This is a genomic window from Aurantiacibacter rhizosphaerae (assembly GCF_009807005.1).
Lineage (GTDB): Bacteria > Pseudomonadota > Alphaproteobacteria > Sphingomonadales > Sphingomonadaceae > Alteraurantiacibacter > Alteraurantiacibacter rhizosphaerae.
The window spans coordinates 715,938-730,906 of record NZ_WUBR01000002.1 but is presented as its reverse complement, the minus strand read 5'-3'; the positions used below and the strand labels follow the sequence as shown (position 1 = coordinate 730,906).

The 14,969-nt window shown below is 61.3% G+C and carries 15 protein-coding genes and 1 pseudogene; 13 read left to right on the top strand and 3 right to left on the bottom strand.

What is annotated here, in order from left to right; translation table 11 throughout:
* The first annotated feature begins 1 nt into the window (after nt 1).
* The 3 genes from leuB to GRF63_RS11030 all read left to right on the top strand — a co-directional run bounded on the left by leuB (nt 2) and on the right by GRF63_RS11030 (nt 2,780).
* On the top strand, nt 2-1,075 hold the full coding sequence (gene leuB / locus GRF63_RS11040) for a 3-isopropylmalate dehydrogenase (protein ID WP_160486040.1): 1,074 nt from the start codon (nt 2-4) through the stop codon (nt 1,073-1,075).
* A 52-nt stretch (nt 1,076-1,127) separates the two neighbouring features.
* Nucleotides 1,128-2,294 (top strand): glycosyltransferase family 2 protein, encoded by a 1,167-nt coding sequence (locus tag GRF63_RS11035; protein ID WP_160486039.1) that lies wholly within the window; start codon nt 1,128-1,130, stop codon nt 2,292-2,294.
* A gap of 204 nt (nt 2,295-2,498) precedes the next feature.
* Nucleotides 2,499-2,780 carry a hypothetical protein gene (locus GRF63_RS11030; protein ID WP_202131679.1) on the top strand — a complete coding sequence of 94 codons (282 nt, stop codon included), beginning with the start codon at nt 2,499-2,501 and terminating at the stop codon, nt 2,778-2,780.
* 84 nt (nt 2,781-2,864) lie between these two features.
* Here the strand turns inward: GRF63_RS11030 and GRF63_RS11025 are convergent, their stop codons facing one another.
* Both GRF63_RS11025 and GRF63_RS11020 read right to left on the bottom strand, forming a co-directional pair.
* Nucleotides 2,865-4,166 carry a glycosyltransferase family 39 protein gene (locus GRF63_RS11025; RefSeq protein ID WP_160486038.1) on the bottom strand — a complete coding sequence of 434 codons (1,302 nt, stop codon included), beginning with the start codon at nt 4,164-4,166 and terminating at the stop codon, nt 2,865-2,867.
* Between the two features lie 61 nt (nt 4,167-4,227).
* Complete coding sequence (locus tag GRF63_RS11020) at nt 4,228-4,452, bottom strand: YrhK family protein (protein WP_160486037.1); 225 nt, start codon at nt 4,450-4,452, stop codon at nt 4,228-4,230.
* Nucleotides 4,453-4,519: 67 nt separating this feature from the next.
* On the opposite strand from GRF63_RS11020, the gene GRF63_RS11015 reads away from it, so the two are divergent.
* The 10 genes and pseudogenes from GRF63_RS11015 to GRF63_RS10970 all read left to right on the top strand — a co-directional run bounded on the left by GRF63_RS11015 (nt 4,520) and on the right by GRF63_RS10970 (nt 13,616).
* Nucleotides 4,520-5,740, top strand: a complete 1,221-nt coding sequence (locus GRF63_RS11015) for a trans-sulfuration enzyme family protein (RefSeq protein ID WP_160486036.1) — start codon at nt 4,520-4,522, stop codon at nt 5,738-5,740.
* A 70-nt stretch (nt 5,741-5,810) separates the two neighbouring features.
* Nucleotides 5,811-6,227: a Co2+/Mg2+ efflux protein ApaG gene (gene apaG / locus GRF63_RS11010; protein WP_160486035.1), complete on the top strand. Its 417-nt coding sequence runs from the start codon at nt 5,811-5,813 to the stop codon at nt 6,225-6,227.
* Nucleotides 6,228-6,315: 88 nt separating this feature from the next.
* A complete protein-coding gene (locus tag GRF63_RS11005) occupies nt 6,316-7,107 on the top strand; it encodes a LysR family transcriptional regulator (RefSeq protein ID WP_160486034.1) in 792 nt (263 codons plus the stop codon).
* Between the two features lie 183 nt (nt 7,108-7,290).
* Nucleotides 7,291-7,470, top strand: a pseudogene (locus GRF63_RS16835) (DnaJ domain-containing protein); the annotation flags it as partial.
* A gap of 249 nt (nt 7,471-7,719) precedes the next feature.
* Nucleotides 7,720-8,229 carry a hypothetical protein gene (locus tag GRF63_RS16540; RefSeq protein WP_160486033.1) on the top strand — a complete coding sequence of 170 codons (510 nt, stop codon included), beginning with the start codon at nt 7,720-7,722 and terminating at the stop codon, nt 8,227-8,229.
* A gap of 48 nt (nt 8,230-8,277) precedes the next feature.
* On the top strand, nt 8,278-8,847 hold the full coding sequence (locus GRF63_RS10990) for a GNAT family N-acetyltransferase (RefSeq protein ID WP_160486032.1): 570 nt from the start codon (nt 8,278-8,280) through the stop codon (nt 8,845-8,847).
* 55 nt (nt 8,848-8,902) lie between these two features.
* Nucleotides 8,903-10,084, top strand: coding sequence for a hypothetical protein (locus GRF63_RS10985; RefSeq protein ID WP_160486031.1), 1,182 nt, complete (start codon nt 8,903-8,905; stop codon nt 10,082-10,084).
* A 440-nt stretch (nt 10,085-10,524) separates the two neighbouring features.
* Nucleotides 10,525-11,271 carry a PAS domain-containing protein gene (locus GRF63_RS10980; protein ID WP_160486030.1) on the top strand — a complete coding sequence of 249 codons (747 nt, stop codon included), beginning with the start codon at nt 10,525-10,527 and terminating at the stop codon, nt 11,269-11,271.
* Nucleotides 11,272-11,568: 297 nt separating this feature from the next.
* The gene (locus tag GRF63_RS10975) at nt 11,569-11,964 is read left to right on the top strand and encodes a TadE/TadG family type IV pilus assembly protein (RefSeq protein ID WP_160486029.1); all 396 of its coding nucleotides are present in this window, start codon (nt 11,569-11,571) and stop codon (nt 11,962-11,964) included.
* Between the two features lie 11 nt (nt 11,965-11,975).
* The gene (locus tag GRF63_RS10970) at nt 11,976-13,616 is read left to right on the top strand and encodes a pilus assembly protein TadG-related protein (RefSeq protein ID WP_160486028.1); all 1,641 of its coding nucleotides are present in this window, start codon (nt 11,976-11,978) and stop codon (nt 13,614-13,616) included.
* Nucleotides 13,617-13,629: 13 nt separating this feature from the next.
* Here the strand turns inward: GRF63_RS10970 and GRF63_RS10965 are convergent, their stop codons facing one another.
* A complete protein-coding gene (locus GRF63_RS10965) occupies nt 13,630-14,907 on the bottom strand; it encodes a hypothetical protein (RefSeq protein WP_160486027.1) in 1,278 nt (425 codons plus the stop codon).
* Between the last annotated feature and the right edge of the window lie 62 nt (nt 14,908-14,969).

Sequence of the window (14,969 nt, the reverse complement as noted above, 5' to 3'; positions counted from 1 at the left end):
TATGAAAATAGCCCTTTTTGCCGGTGATGGAATCGGACCTGAAATCATGGAGCAGGCGCGGCGCGTGCTGGATGCGCTGAACCTGCCCGGTATCGTGGTGTGGGAAGGCGATGTGGGCGGCGCCGCCTATCGCCGCCACGGCCATCCGCTGCCCGAAGAAACTCTGCAGATGGCGCGCGCTGCCGATGCGATATTGTTCGGCGCGGTGGGCGATCCTGAATGTGACAATCTGGAACGTCACCTGAGGCCGGAACAGGCGATCCTTGGCCTGCGCTCCAATCTTGACCTGTTCGCCAACCTGCGGCCCGCCACGATGTATCCGGGGCTGGAGGACATGTCTGCCCTGCGCCCGGAAATCGCGCGCCAGATCGATGTGCTGATCGTGCGAGAGCTGAACGGCGATGTGTATTTCGGCGAAAAGGCCATGCGCAAGCTGGAAGACGGACGGCGGCAGGGGTATGATTTCATGTCCTATGCAGAGGACGAGGTGCGCCGCATCGCGCATGTCGCCTTCCGCGCCGCACAGGGCCGCGCCGAGAAGGGCACCGGCGGCAAGCTGTGCAGCGTGGACAAGGCCAATGTGCTGGAAACCAGCCAGCTATGGCGCGACGTGGTGATCGAAACCGCGGCCGAATATCCCGAGGTCGAACTCAGCCACATGTATGTGGACAATGCCGCCATGCAATTGGTGAAGGACCCCGGCCAGTTTGACGTGGTCGTTACCGGCAATCTGTTTGGCGATATCCTGTCCGATCAGGCCAGCATGTGCGTGGGTTCCATCGGCCTGCTGGCCAGTGCTGCCCTGGGTGAACGGCAGACCGAATTCGGCACCTTCGGTCTTTATGAGCCCATTCACGGCTCTGCCCCCGATATTGCTGGCAAGGGGCTGGCCAACCCGATGGCCATGATCCTTAGCCTGGCGATGATGCTGCGCCACTCTCTGGGCCGGGAAGCGGATGCCGACAGGATCGAGGCTGCCGTGGCAAAGGCGCTGCAGGACGGTGTTCTGGGCGGCGATCTTGGCGGCGATGCCGGGACGGTTGAAATTGGTGACGCGGTGCTGGCGCGGCTCTGATTGCTCGCCGCTTGGTAACCTTATGGTTAACAATTCGGCGTAACGCGGGCACATGGACATGGTGACCGAACAGTTTCAGCAGCAGATCGAAAGCGCGGGCGCGCTGGCGCGTGCGCAAGGCTCCTGCCCGCTGGAGCTGGCCGTGGTGCTGCCCACGCTGAACGAGAAGGGCAATATCGCCCCGATGGTGGACCGGCTGGAGCAGGCGCTTGGCCCCACCGGCTGGGAAGCCGTTTTCGTGGATGACAATTCGCACGATGGCACCGCGGAAGAAGCGCGCCGGATCGGCTTGACCGATCGCCGCATCCGCGTGATCCAGCGCATTGGCCGCCGCGGCCTTGCCAGCGCCGCGATAGAGGGCATGTGCGCCACTGCCGCGCCCTTTGTGGCCGTGATGGATGCCGATCATCAGCACGATCCTGCCCTGCTCAACGATATGCTGGCCGCCGTGCGATCAGGCGAATACGATCTGGCCTATGCCAGCCGCTTTGCAGAGGGTGGCAATGCCGATGGCCTTTCCAGCAAGAGCCGCGAAAAGGGCAGCCGCATTGCCAATGCGCTGGCCCGCAAGCTGACCGGGACGGAGCTTTCCGACGCGATGAGCGGGTTTTTCCTGCTGCGGACGGACCAGTTGCGCAAACAGGCGCAGACCCTTTCCGGCATCGGTTTCAAGATCATGCTGGATATTCTTTCCACCGCCCGCCCGCAGTTACGCGTAAAGGAATTCCCCCTGAAATTTGCCGAACGCCTTTCCGGCACAAGCAAGCTGGATCACGGCGTTGCGCTGGATTTCATCGCGGGCCTTTACGATCGCTATCTTGGCCGCATCATCCCCACCCGCTTTGCCCTGTTCGGCACGGTGGGCGGGCTGGGCGTATTCGTGCACATGGCCGTGCTGAGCCTTGTTTATCTGGCGATGGGCAGCAGCTTCGCGCTGGGCCAGGCCGTGGCCACGATGGTGGCGATGACGTTCAATTTCTGGCTCAACAACCTCCTCACCTATCGCGACAGCAAGCTGACCGGCGCGCATGACATGTTCTTCGGCTGGCTGAAATTCTGCGCCACCTGCGCGGTGGGTGCCTTTGCCAATGTGGCGGCCGCGGCGCTGCTTCAGGCCAATGGCGTGGCCTGGTGGCTGTCTGCCATTGCGGGCGTGGTGCTGGCGTCTGTGTGGAACTATGCCCTGTCGAGCAAATTCGTGTGGGGCCGCTTCCGATAGCGAATCGGCAACAGGGCCAAGATCGGCAGGCGACCCGATTGCTTTTGTCCAAAAGCACCTGAAATATCCGGCGCGCGTACACAAATATCCGGTCCATGAAATGAATGCGCGCCTCAAGGTTTTATTAACCACATCGGGGCCGATAGTTTGCCGCGTTTGCGCCTTCGTAGTATCGTTTCCGCAAGAGCATGGGGAAACACGGACGTGGCGAAATCGGTTCAGGCCTTTATCGATAACAGGGGGCATCTTCACACCAGTGCGCGCAGTGCGGTGATCGGCGATATCGCCGCTGCGCTGGGCCGGGTTGGAGAGGAGGGCGGCCTTACCGAAGGCGTGGCCCGCCTGATCCTGGAACGGCGCAAATTCATCGAACAGGCCTTTGCCGATCTCGACTCTCTTGATGAGCGCAGGCCGGTGCTGATCGAGAGCAGCGAGGCGTCCACTGTCGAGGTTCTCGATCTGGAAGATCATCGCAAGCAGCGTTGAGCGGGTTTGTGCCGGTGTCTGCGCCTTGGAGTGCGGGGTAAGATAATCTGCTGCGGCGCGCGCCAGTCCGCTATCACCTGCCCGCTATCGCCAGCCTTTCGTCCATGCCCATTGCAGGAAATCCTGCGGATCGCCCAGCGGGGCGGCTGTCAGGATGGGGAACCAGTAGATGAAGGCCGCCAGTGCGCCCAGGCACACCAGCGCGGCGATCGCCCTGTTCCCGCGCTTCCACAAATGCTCCACGCCCAGCGCCAGCGCCCCGCTCAGCGCCATGGCGGGCAGGAAATAGTGGAAGTAGAACTGCACGGCCTTGGGCGCGACGATCCACAGGGCAAGGCTGGCGATAAACACTGTCACCAGCGCAATGGCATCCCAGCGCACTTGACCCTGAGCATTGCCGCCCGCGCGGCTTTGCCAGCCGGCCCAGGCGCACCACGCCAGCGCTGGCAATCCTGCCAGCATCGTTACCGGATTGCCGATCAGCATGATCCCGCGCTGCGCGCCGTCAACAGGCTCGTAAAGATACCAGATCGCGCGGCGGTTTATGATCCAGTCCCACCAGTTGCTCTGATAAGGATGCGGCTCCGGCACCTGCGTTTGCAGTGACAGCATCTGGCGATGAATATCCACCAGTCCGCCCACCTCGCCGGACTGGACCTGCCAGAACAGATAGGGCCAGAAGGTGGCGGCATAGGTGAGCAGCGGGACCAGCCCCAGCCAGATACCGGCTTCCCACAATGTCATCCCGCCGATGGGCCAGCCGCGCGCCGACAGCACCAGCCGCCTGCGCCCGGCGCACCAGCGCGCCGCCAGGAACGCGAGGCCCGGCAGCACGGCCAGCGGAATGGCGTTCCACTTCGATGCCATCGCGCAGCCCAGCGCCACGCCCGCGATGGCCAGCCGCCAGCGCGCGGTTTCGTTCTCTCGCAAGGCGGCGGCAAACATCCAGGCCGCCAGCATCAGGAAGCCCACCATGAACACGTCCAGCATGGCGATGCGGGCGTGCACGAACAGCAGGAAATTGGTGGAGACGAACAGGCCCGTCAGCAGGCTTGCCGTGCGGGTCTGGCTGGCAAACCACATGGTGCGCATGGCGGCAAACAGCGCCAGCGTGCCGAACAACACGCTCATGATCCGCCAGCCAAAAGGCTCATCACCGAAGATCGCGATGCCCAGCGCGATGATCTGCTTGGCCAGCGGCGGATGCTCCACATTCAGCGCCCATTGCAGATCCAGCACCGCGCGCGCGGCGGGCAGGTAATGCACTTCATCGAAGAAGGGGGTGGACGGCGTCCCCAGCCGAATGAGGCAGACGAGGAAAAAGCCCGCGGCGAACAGGCAGTTCCAGGCGAATGGATCGCGGACACGGTCTGGCGCTTCGTTCATCGCGGAATGGCTTTAGCGGGCTGCCCGCCGGTCGCAATAGGGGTGTTGGGCATCAAGGGACTTAATGCCGTTTGCGATCATACCATTTCACCAGCATATCTCCCACCGCGCCCACCAGCATCAGGGCAGAGCCGATAATGAACAGCCATACGCCGATCGTCTCCAGAGAAGAGAAATGCGGCAGGAAAAGCACGCTGCCGATCACGAAGGTAAGATTGCCCACCATTCCGATACCGGTGTGTATCCAGCCATAGTCGTGCACCAGTGTCTGTATGGCGTTTTGCATTTTCATCACCTTTCGCTTGTTTTCACGGCTTGCCCGCTGCGGTGCGTATCCGTAGATCGTGCGCGCAATGAAGAAAACCACCGGCACAGATCGCTCCGTCACCGCCAAATGGCGCCCCGCAACGCAGGCCGTGCGCGCAGGCACCATGCGCAGCGAGCATGGCGAGACGAGCGAGGCGCTTTACCTCACCAGCGGCTTCACCTTCGACAGCGCGCAGGAAGTGGCCGCGCGCTTTGCGGGCGATGCGCAGGGCATGCAATATTCCCGCTTCAAGAACCCCACGGTAGAGATGCTGCAACAGCGTATCGCCGCGATGGAGGGGGCAGAGGCGTGCCTGGTGCAGGCCAGCGGCATGGCCGCGATGACGAGTTCGCTATTGTCCATGCTGAGCGCGGGCGATCACGTGGTGGCGGGCCGTGCGGCCTTCGGCTCCTGCCGCTGGATTCTGGACAACGTGCTGAACCGCTTCGGTATCACCCACACTGCGATTGACGGTACGGACAATGCCGCGTGGGAAGCCGCGGTGCAGGACAATACCAAGGCATTCTTCTTCGAAACGCCCGCGAACCCGACGATGGATCTGGTGGACCTGGAATTCGTCTGCGGCTTCGCGCGCAGCAAGGGCATCAAGACCGTGGTGGACAACGCCTTTGCCACGCCGGTGCTGCAACGCCCGATGGATTTCGGCGCGGATATCGTCGCCTATTCCGCTACAAAGCTGATGGACGGGCAGGGCCGCGTGATGGCGGGTGCGGTGTGTTCCAGCCAGGAATGGATCGAGGAAACACTATCGCCCTTCCAGCGCAACACCGGCCCGATTTGCGCGCCTTTCAATGCGTGGGTGGTGATGAAGGGGCTGGAAACCCTGCCGCTGCGCGCGCCTGCACAAAGCGCCAATGCCCTGCAGGTGGCGCAATTTCTTGAAGACCGTGGCCTGCGCGTCCTGCATCCGGGCCTGCCCAGCCACCCACAACACGCGCTGACGCAAAAGCAAATGGTGGCCGCCGGGCCGATCTTCGCCTTCTTCGCGCCGAAAGCCGGCGATGCGGGCAAGGAACAGGCCATGGCCATCTGCAATGCGCTGGAGCTGATCGATATCTCCAACAATATCGGCGATGCGAAATCGCTTATCTGCCACCCGGCCACCACCACCCATCACAACATGGGCGCAGAAGGCCGCGCGGCTGCGGGGATCGAGGATGGCATGCTACGTATCAACATCGGCCTGGAAGACCCGCTGGATCTGATCGACGATCTTGGCCAGGCGCTGGACCGGGTTGGCCTGTAAGAGGCACAATGCGGCGGATTGAGCCTAAAGTCCCCTTGTAGCGTCCAGCAAAACCGCTACTTTAGAGGGGATGACAAAGACCGCGCTCCAGTCCCTGTTCCAGCACACCGCCATCACGGCCGGAGTGACTGTGCGCGTTGCCGTGAACTTCATGCCCGAACAGTCGCGCGTGGGGGCAGGGCGATGGTTCTGGGTCTATCATATCCGCCTGGAAAATGGCCGGGATGAAACCGTGCAGCTAAAAAGCCGCCACTGGCGCATCACCGATTCGAACGGGATGGTGAACATCGTCGATGGTGAAGGCGTGGTGGGGGAAAGCCCCGTGCTGCAACCGGGGCAGACGCATGATTATGTGTCCGGCTGTGAATTGACCACCAATCAGGGCGCGATGGAGGGGCATTACACCTTCCTTCATGCCGATGGCACGCAGTTCGAAGTGGCAATTCCCCATTTCCCGCTCGCCGCACCTGCAGACAGCTCCGTCTAATCCACCGCCTGCCACCGCAGACTTGAAGGCCGATACGAAGCGGCTTGCCCCTGCGCCTTGCGTTTCCTAGAGGCTGGGGCCGGATACCATGAAACGCACCCATCTGCCTCTCAACGCCTTGCGCGTATTCGATGCCGCCGCGCGGCACCTTTCCTTCACGCGCGCGGCAGACGAGCTGGCGGTGACGCCCGCCGCCGTGGGGCAGCAGATCCGCGCGCTGGAAGATGTGCTGGGCGTAGTGCTGTTCCGCCGCACCTCGAAAGGGCTGGAACTGACCGGAGAGGCCGAGGCTGGCCTTGATGCCTTGCGCGAAGGTTTCCTGCATTTCGAGGAAAGCGTGCAGGCCATGCAGGCGGGCCAGTCCTCCTCCAACTATGCCATCGCCGCCCCGCGCGAATTTTACGCGCAGTGGCTGGCCCCGCGGCTGGCGGGTTTCCGCAAGGAAAACCCCGATATCCGCATCCAGATCGCGGCCAGCGAAGATGCCGAGTTTACAGAGGCCAACCTCGATCTGGCCGTGCGGCTGGTGGAAGGGCCGGGAGAACTGGAAGGCGCACAGCTGGAGCCGGGGCACCGCGTGGTCGTGGCCGCACCCGGCGCGCCGGATGGCTGGATCAGCTGGCCCACATTCGAAACCCCCGATGGTGAGAAAACCATCCTCAGCGTCGGCAGCGCCGGGCAGGCGCTCAGCTCCGCGCTGGCAGGCCTTGGCCGCGTTACGCTGCCTCTGCCGCTGGTGGCAGAAGCGCTGGCGGACGGCCGACTGGAAGCGCTGGGCGAGCCTGTGGAATGCCGCCGCGCCTACTGGCTGCTGGCCCCGCGCCCTCAATGGCGCCAAAAAAAGGTGAAGGCGCTGGTGGATTTCCTGACCGGAGCGTGAGTGCGCGCTTCGTGGGGCTTCGACGAACCTGCGTGAAAATACGGGTATTTCAGAAAATTGTGGATTTGTTGCGCGCGCACAGTTGCTGAACGCGCTTCGGCAAGTTTACGTTTCGTTCCAAAGGCGAAAATACGCACAGCTTCGGTAAATTATTGTATCGAGGCGATATAATGGAACGGGCAGCTGGAAGACTATTACAAGATCCTCGGCATATCCCCTTCGGCAGAGCCGGAGGTGGTGACGGCTGCCTACAAGGCCCTGATGCGAAAGTATCATCCGGACGCCAACCGGGATCGGACGGCGGTCGACAAGGCGCAGGCGCTGAACAGGGCATACCGGTGTTTGCGAAATCCTGCGCAACGATCCGCGTATGATGCGTTGCGGGCCAAAAGTGTTCCGCGCCGTGCTCCGCAACCAGCGCGGCCGCAACGTGCTCCATCGCCGCCGCCCAGACCTCGTCAGGCTTCGCCGCGAAAGGCCGAACAGGCGTCGAAGTTGCGGGTGGCATCCGCTGCTCGCTTTGCCATCGGCATGGTCATCGCTGCCACTCTGGTATCGATTTCGTTGAAAGTGGCCAATCAGGGAGGCGGCGTTGCGTTTTCGCGATCGGTGATGAGCGCGTTCGATGGCGAGGATTTCGTGCCCGAAGTGAGGGTGGATCTGGCCAGCGCAAATGGCTCTTTCGCCAGTGGGGAAGGCGCAGGCTTGGGCAGTATCGCCGGCGGGGCTGCTGATCACGCGGCATTCGAGGCGAAAATCGCGGACGCGGTTGAGGATTTTGCGCGTGTTCAGGGCGAGGAGGGGTTGGACGGTGCAGAGCAGTTCAGCGTCAATTGTCACCAGACAGCCAAGCCGATGAATGACATCCTGTGGATGGACTATTGCGTGGCGTTCGATTTCTCGGCCTGGACGCTCGATCGTTCCTTCAACGATCATTTCAACACCGCGCCCTATGCCTATTTTGCCGATCAGGTGGCATCCTATCAGAGAGCGGAATCGCCCTTTGCCAGGGAGCACCCCCAGCGCATCCGCCTGATCCAGACGCTGGTGACGCAATCGCTGTTCGAGACCTTGCGAAATCGTCGATCAATTGGTGGACGACCGGCATCATCGCAGGAATAGCGACACGCGAGCCTTTGCGGTTCACCATCTCCTGCTATCACCCGCCCCATGTCCGACAGCACGCCGCCTCTCACCACGCCTCCCATCACCACGGCGCGCTTCCAATGCCGTCCACTGAAGGAAGGGGATGAGATTGCCTTCTGGCCGGCATTCTCCAGCGATGTGCAGATGCGCTATTGGGGGCGCGGGCCGTTCGACGATCCGGAGGAATTTCGCGAATATCTGTTCGACACGCGCGGCACGTGGAACGGGCGAACCTGGATTTGCGAACCGCGCGGCGGCGGCGATCCGGTGTTTCGCATGGTGGCCAGCAGCGATGTGGATGAGGTGGCCGAAATCGGCTATATCATGGTGCCCGGAAACGGCGGGCGCGGGATTGCGCGAGAGTGCGTTGGCGGCCTGATATCGCACCTGTTTCATGAGGAGGGTTTTCACCGCCTCTATGCCGATGTCGATCCACGCAACACCCGCTCCAACGCCTTGCTGAAACGGCTGGGTTTCACGCGGGAAGGGCACCTTCGCCACACGATGAAAACCCACATCGGCTGGACGGACACCTGGCTGTGGGGCCTATTGTCAGATGAATGGCCGGGTAAAAACGCTGCAAAGCCTGTTTGAACACCGGCGGTAAGGCTCTACCGCTGGGTTGAAGAATTCGAACAGGGGAATAGTGATGGCGATGACAATTCGCGCGGCAGTCCTGCTTGCCGGAATAGGTGCTGCGGCAGTCAATCTGGCTGCTCTCGGCGCCCAGGCACAGGTTCGGGACCTGGATCAGGAAAGCAGCGATGTGCGCCTGTTCCAGGGCGAGGTGGATGGCCGGGCGGCCGTGTTCCAGATCACCGTCCCAGCCAACACTACGCTGCAGATCGATGCGATCGCGCGCGACGATTTCGATCCGATGATGCGCGTGCTGAATCAGAACGGCGTAGTGATTGCGCAGGATGACGACGGCGGCGAGGATCTGAACCCGCGCGTGTATATTCCCGCGGCCGGCGAAGAACGCCGCATCACCATAGAGGTCGATGGATTTGCCGCCGAATGGAGCGAGGGCGACACCAGCTATGGCGGTGCCTTCGATCTGCGCCTTTCGCCAAGCGAATATGCCGCGCCGCAAATCCGCACGGTGACATATGGGGCGCGCGAAACGGGCACCTTCATGGGCGAGGAACACCTGTTCACCATGCAGGGCCAGGCCGGGCAAATGGTGGAAATCGCGCTGGTGGCCTTGAATGACGAACTCGATCCCACGCTGGAACTGCGCGATGCCGCTGGCGAGGTGATGGCGCTTGACGATGACGGCGGCGAGGGCTTGAACGCGCTGCTGCGACATCGTTTTACGGACGATGGCACCTACACCATCGTCGCCGACGTGCTGTCAGAGGGCAAGGGTGACTATCGCCTGCGCGTGCGCGACATGCGCGAGGTTGCGCCGCAAGCGCCTTTGCAGGTGATTGATTTCGACAGCGCGATGACGGGTGAACTGGCCCGGGTGGACGATGAAACTGGCGAGGAAACCCTGCTGCCAACCCACATCGACTATCAGTTGAGCGAGGCCGCCAAGGCCGCGATCCGCGCAGGCGATGGCGCGGTTGAGATCCACATGCGCGCCAACCAGTCGGGCGACCCTGATTTTGGCGGAGCCATCGATTCCTATATCGAGCTGGGCTTCGAAACGCCGCTGGGCTTCACCGTGGCACAAGAGGACGATGATGGCGGTGAAGGTAGTGACGCATTGCTGGCGATAAACCTGTCCGCGCTATCCGATAAGCCCGACCTGCTGGATATGCTACGCATCCGAGCACGCAGTTTTGGCGGAGTGGGCGGCGGATTTATACTTAAGATTGAAAAGTAAACTGCTAAAAATTAGAAAATTCTATGAATATTGAATATTTTCAATAGTCAGATTGTTTGGCGGCAAAGATGGAATTATACTTTCATCGGTGCACACAATAAAATTTCTCTTTATTTAACTTCTATATGTAATTTTATTACTCTCACGAGTTCGGAATTTTTATTGAACGCACTAAATTAACTCTTCCATAAAGTATGTTATGGTTGTTATATCAACGAATGCATGGCCGGGGGGCTACGGGGTGAATTCGAGAAGCGAGTTAACCTATGCCAAGAGACGACAACCAACTCTTTGGAGAATTGCGTTCAAACCAATACGATACGCCGCATAACGTAACATCGGCAGAACTGGTCCGATCGTTTGCCAAATGGCGTGAGATTTCTCTTACGCGGCCAGTTCACATCACAACGCATGGGCGCGTATCCCACGTGTTAACCGGTGTGCGACTTTTCCAGCAGATGATGCAGCCTGCGGGTGACGACGGCGAAATGTCGACTGACGACCGGCTCACCGCGCTGGCGGACTGGTTGAAGGAAGGCTTCATTCTCTGCACTGCGGACGAGGAAATCCTTTATATAAACCAGAGCGCGCGCCAGTATCTTGGTCTTCAATCGCTCAAGCCGGGGACGCAGCTGAGCGATGCCTTTCCAGAGTTTGATGGCAGCGTAATGCAGGTGCAGTTCCGCAGGACACTAGAAAAGAACGAGGCGCTGACGGCGGATATCCCGACCCAGCGTCGCCAGGGACGGTGGGTGAATTTCCAGTCCATTCCGCTGGGTGATCGGCTGATCCTGCTGTTCCGCGATATCACCGAGGAGGTGGAGCGGTACCGGAAGGCCGATATGAAAGCCGCCATGCTGGAGGCCATCGATCGCAATCCACAGGTCAGCTGCGTGCGCCTGTCCCAGCGCGGCCTGATCGACATGGCAGACAAGTCGATCGAGGACTGGCTCGGGATATGCAATGCAAAGCTGATCGGCATCCGGCTGCACGACGTGATCCTGCGGGAGGAACGGCACGCGTTTCGCAATGCGCTGGACAGGGTTATCGAACAGAACCAGCCGTGCAATTGCGATGCTACGCTGATGGCCAACAGGGAAGAACAGGTCAGCGTTCATTGCGCCATGGTTCCGCTGCGCGGCGCCTATGGAACAGAAGGCGTCACCATAATCATGACAAGACGTTAACACCGATTCGATCCCGGCTCGCGCCAGTTACCGGTTTTCACGCCAATTGCGGTAAATGTGCGTAATCTTGGACTTTGGTCTGTGTGGTCCAAATTAACCAAGCACGCGTTTATGCGCCCCATCGAACCATCGGCTGCAACAAATGTTACGTAATTTGCGCAAATCGGCACCACCAGTGTGTTGCCGTTTGCTTGACCGCACGCTGCCATTCTTGGGAGCATGGAAAAAGCACATAGATCAAGAGGCCCTGCTTTCGATAACCAGGCCCTCGATAAACAGCCGCCGGTTCTTTACAAATTGGCAAGGGATGAAAACGGCGCTGTCCTGATAGAGGCGGCCTTCGTCCTTCCCATCGTAATCATCCTGCTGCTTGGCGCTGTCAGCTACGGCATGTGGTTCATGGCGGCGCACAGCCTTCAGCAAGCCGCAAACGAAGGGGCGCGCGCTGTCCTCGCCGGCATCGATGCCGAAGATCGCGCAGCTATCGTGCAGGATGTTGTGAGAGACGGGGTTTTGTCTGCCGGCACGGTGGAGGCAGAACACGTCAGCATCAGCACCACGCAGGAAGGCAATTCCTACACCGTTGCCGTATCCTACGACACCACCGACACCCTGCTTCTTTCATCATCGATCATCCCGCTGCCGCCTGGCCCGATCACGCGCAAGGCGCGCGTGCATCTCAGCTCAATGTGAAGGATTGCACCATGAACACCCAAAATTCGCTGCTGCGGGATGAAGATGGCGCCAGTGCCGTGCTTTTCGGCCTGGCACTGCCCCCGCTGATGGCTTTCACCGCTTTTGCCGTGGATCTCGGCTCCCTCTACCTTGCCGAGCGGGAATTGCAGAACATCTCCGATGCGGCTGCCGCTGCGGCCGTTTCTGCCGGCCCGGAATTTTCCAAGGCCACCGTAGTCGCGCAGGTTATCGCCGATGCCGATGTTGCAGATGTGTCCATCGTGGAAATTGCCGATGGAGAATATCTGCGCGATGCATCGATCAACTGGCGGGAGAGGCTGGATACATCCTCCCTCCACCCCAATGCCACGCGCGTTCACCTGGTGCGCGACGTGCCGCTGTTTTTCGGCAGTTTCGTATCGGCGGGGCCAACCTCGCGCGTAACGGCGCAGGCCACGGCGGCGCGCACCGACATGGCAGGCTTTATGCTGGGAACGCGCGTGGCGGAATTGCCGGGCGGGCTGACCAATAATCTGCTCTCTGCCCTGGCTGGAACGGCGCTGGAACTGACACCGGCGGAGGTCGATCTGCTTGGTGATACCAATATCGACGTGCTCGATCTGGCAGAAGCGCTTGGGCCCTTGCAGGAGATGGAAGGCGAGACCTTTGGAGAAATTTTCAACACCGATGCACCGCTGCACGTGGTGGTGCAGGCATTGGCAAACTCCACCCGCAATGCGCAGCTTGCCGCGATACTGAATGAAATCGCGCGCCGCGTGGGTAGCGATCCCGTATTGCTGTCCCAGTTGATTGACCTTGGGCCGCTGGCCAACAGCGATGTCAACGATGGTGTATCAGGGGTGCAGGTGGATGCCTATTCGCTGCTGCGCAGCATCCTTCAGGCCGCGCATGGGGACAGCTATGATGCTGAGCTCGACACCGATATTGCCGGGCTGGCGGGCGTGAATATTCGCATGGCCGGGGGCTATTCGGACGAAAGGTCTCCTTGGCTGACGGTCGATACAATGGGCGAGGTTACGCTGCGCACGGCCGAAACCCGCCTGTTGGTAAAGGCGAAGACCAATTCCATCGCCGGGCTGCCAAGCGCCCTGGAAGTGCCGATCTATACCGAACTCGCATCGGCAGAGGCGCAGATGACCGATATCGTCTGCAGCGGCGGTGAGGGCGGGAGCGGCGTCTATGTCGAGGCGCGCCCATCGCTGGGTACGCTGGCGATTGCCGATGTGAATGGCGATGTGTTCGCCGATTTCACCACTTCGCTGTGGCTGGAACCGGCCACCATCATCAACACCATGGTCCTGCAGGTGAAGGCCTATGCCGACATTTCGATTGGCGGCGATGCGCCGCAAGAGATGTTCTTCACACCTGAAGACGTGGCCGCGCGGCGAGCCAAGTCTGTTGGCACCACGGATATTCTGAATGGCACGGCCACGTCGCTGGCCGAAGATGTGGAGCTGGATGTGCGGGCACTGGGGCTGGGCATCGGCGCGGGCGGCACGGCCAGCCTGGTGGGCGATACGCTGGGCAATGTCACCCCGGCGCTGGACGAGTTGCTGAACAGCCTCACGTCACTGCTGGGCGTAAAGCTGGGCGTTGCGGATGTGACGGTGGACCGCCTGCGCTGCGGGCGGCCCACGATCGTGGCCTGATCGCAGGGGCGGGTTATTCGCCCGCGTTCTCTTCCGCTTCCTCGTCGTCGGCATCGTCATCACCGCCAATGGGAGGGCGTCCGGGGCGCGGGCCGATGCCTGGATCGTGATCGAATGGCTGGGCAAAGCGGCTGCGATCATCGTTCTCGGCAGTCACCGCCTCTTCCTCTCCGGCGGCGATACGGGCCTGCTGCGCGCGGCTGGCGCTGATATAGTCGCGCGGCATGTAATTGCCCTCGTGGCAGGCATATTCGAAGAACTGGTAATCATCGTCCCGCGTCCAGGCGAGGCGGGTTGTCCATGGCTCCACATAGACCTGCGGATCGGAATAGGTGAGTTCGTGGATGATGGTGTCCGGCCCCGTCATCGTCAGGCGTTCCACCGTCATCGCCTCTGAGCTCATCGGCACGGTGTTGAAGGCGGGCACGTCCATCGTGCCGGTGAACTGCGTTGCCATGTTTAGCGGCGCGGCGGAGCGGGCGAAGACATCATCCGTCGCCGCATCGCCGGAGACGATGTTGGTCGTCTCTATCACCAGCGTCTTGCCTTCCCACCAGCCGCGGCTGTTGCCCATCCAGGCCTCCACCGGCTCATCCCACCTGGCGGCGTGGGCGGCTTCTTTGCTGTCGTAGAGTTTCACCACGCGGGTGCCCAGCATCTCCAGCATGATGGTGACGGTGCCGGGCGACTGGAACACGCGGATGCCGTTGTTGTAGCGGAAGGGGTACATGGAGGCGGGGAAGCCGCGCGATACGCAGCGGTCCCAGCTGTCGAAATCGTCCACCCAGTCATAGGCCTGTCCCGGCACCCAGCCGCTGCGGCCCTGCTTGAAGAGTTCCATCGCCTGCGGGGTGAGGGCGGGCAGCTGCCCATCGGCGGGGGAGACGAGCATGGCGGTGGACTTTGCCCAGTCCGTGTCCAGGAACCACTGCTCCAGCCCGGTGGTGCCCGAGGCGCCGATGCCGCTGTCATTCGCCTGCGTGAAATTGCCATCCGCCCCGCGCGCGGCGGCCAGGCGGCGGTCAAATTCCTCGTCCGTCACCCAGAAGCGATTGCCGTAATGGGCTGGGCGCTGAAACAGGATGTGGCCGTTGTTGATCGGCTCTATCGGGAAGGTTCCGGTGAAATCATAGTCGCCCCAGGGCAGGCGATCGGGCGTGTAATCGGTGGGAACGGCGGGCAGCTGCGTCAGATCGGCGGGGCGTTCCTGCGCCATTGCCGGAGAGGCGGCGGACACGCCAAGGGCCAGCGCGGCAGTGGTGGAAAGGGCGATGGCGATGCGGCGGATCATGCGGTGTTCTCCCAAGAACTCTGGTAGCCCAGATTGATTTTGTCCGGTTCTACCGCGAAACG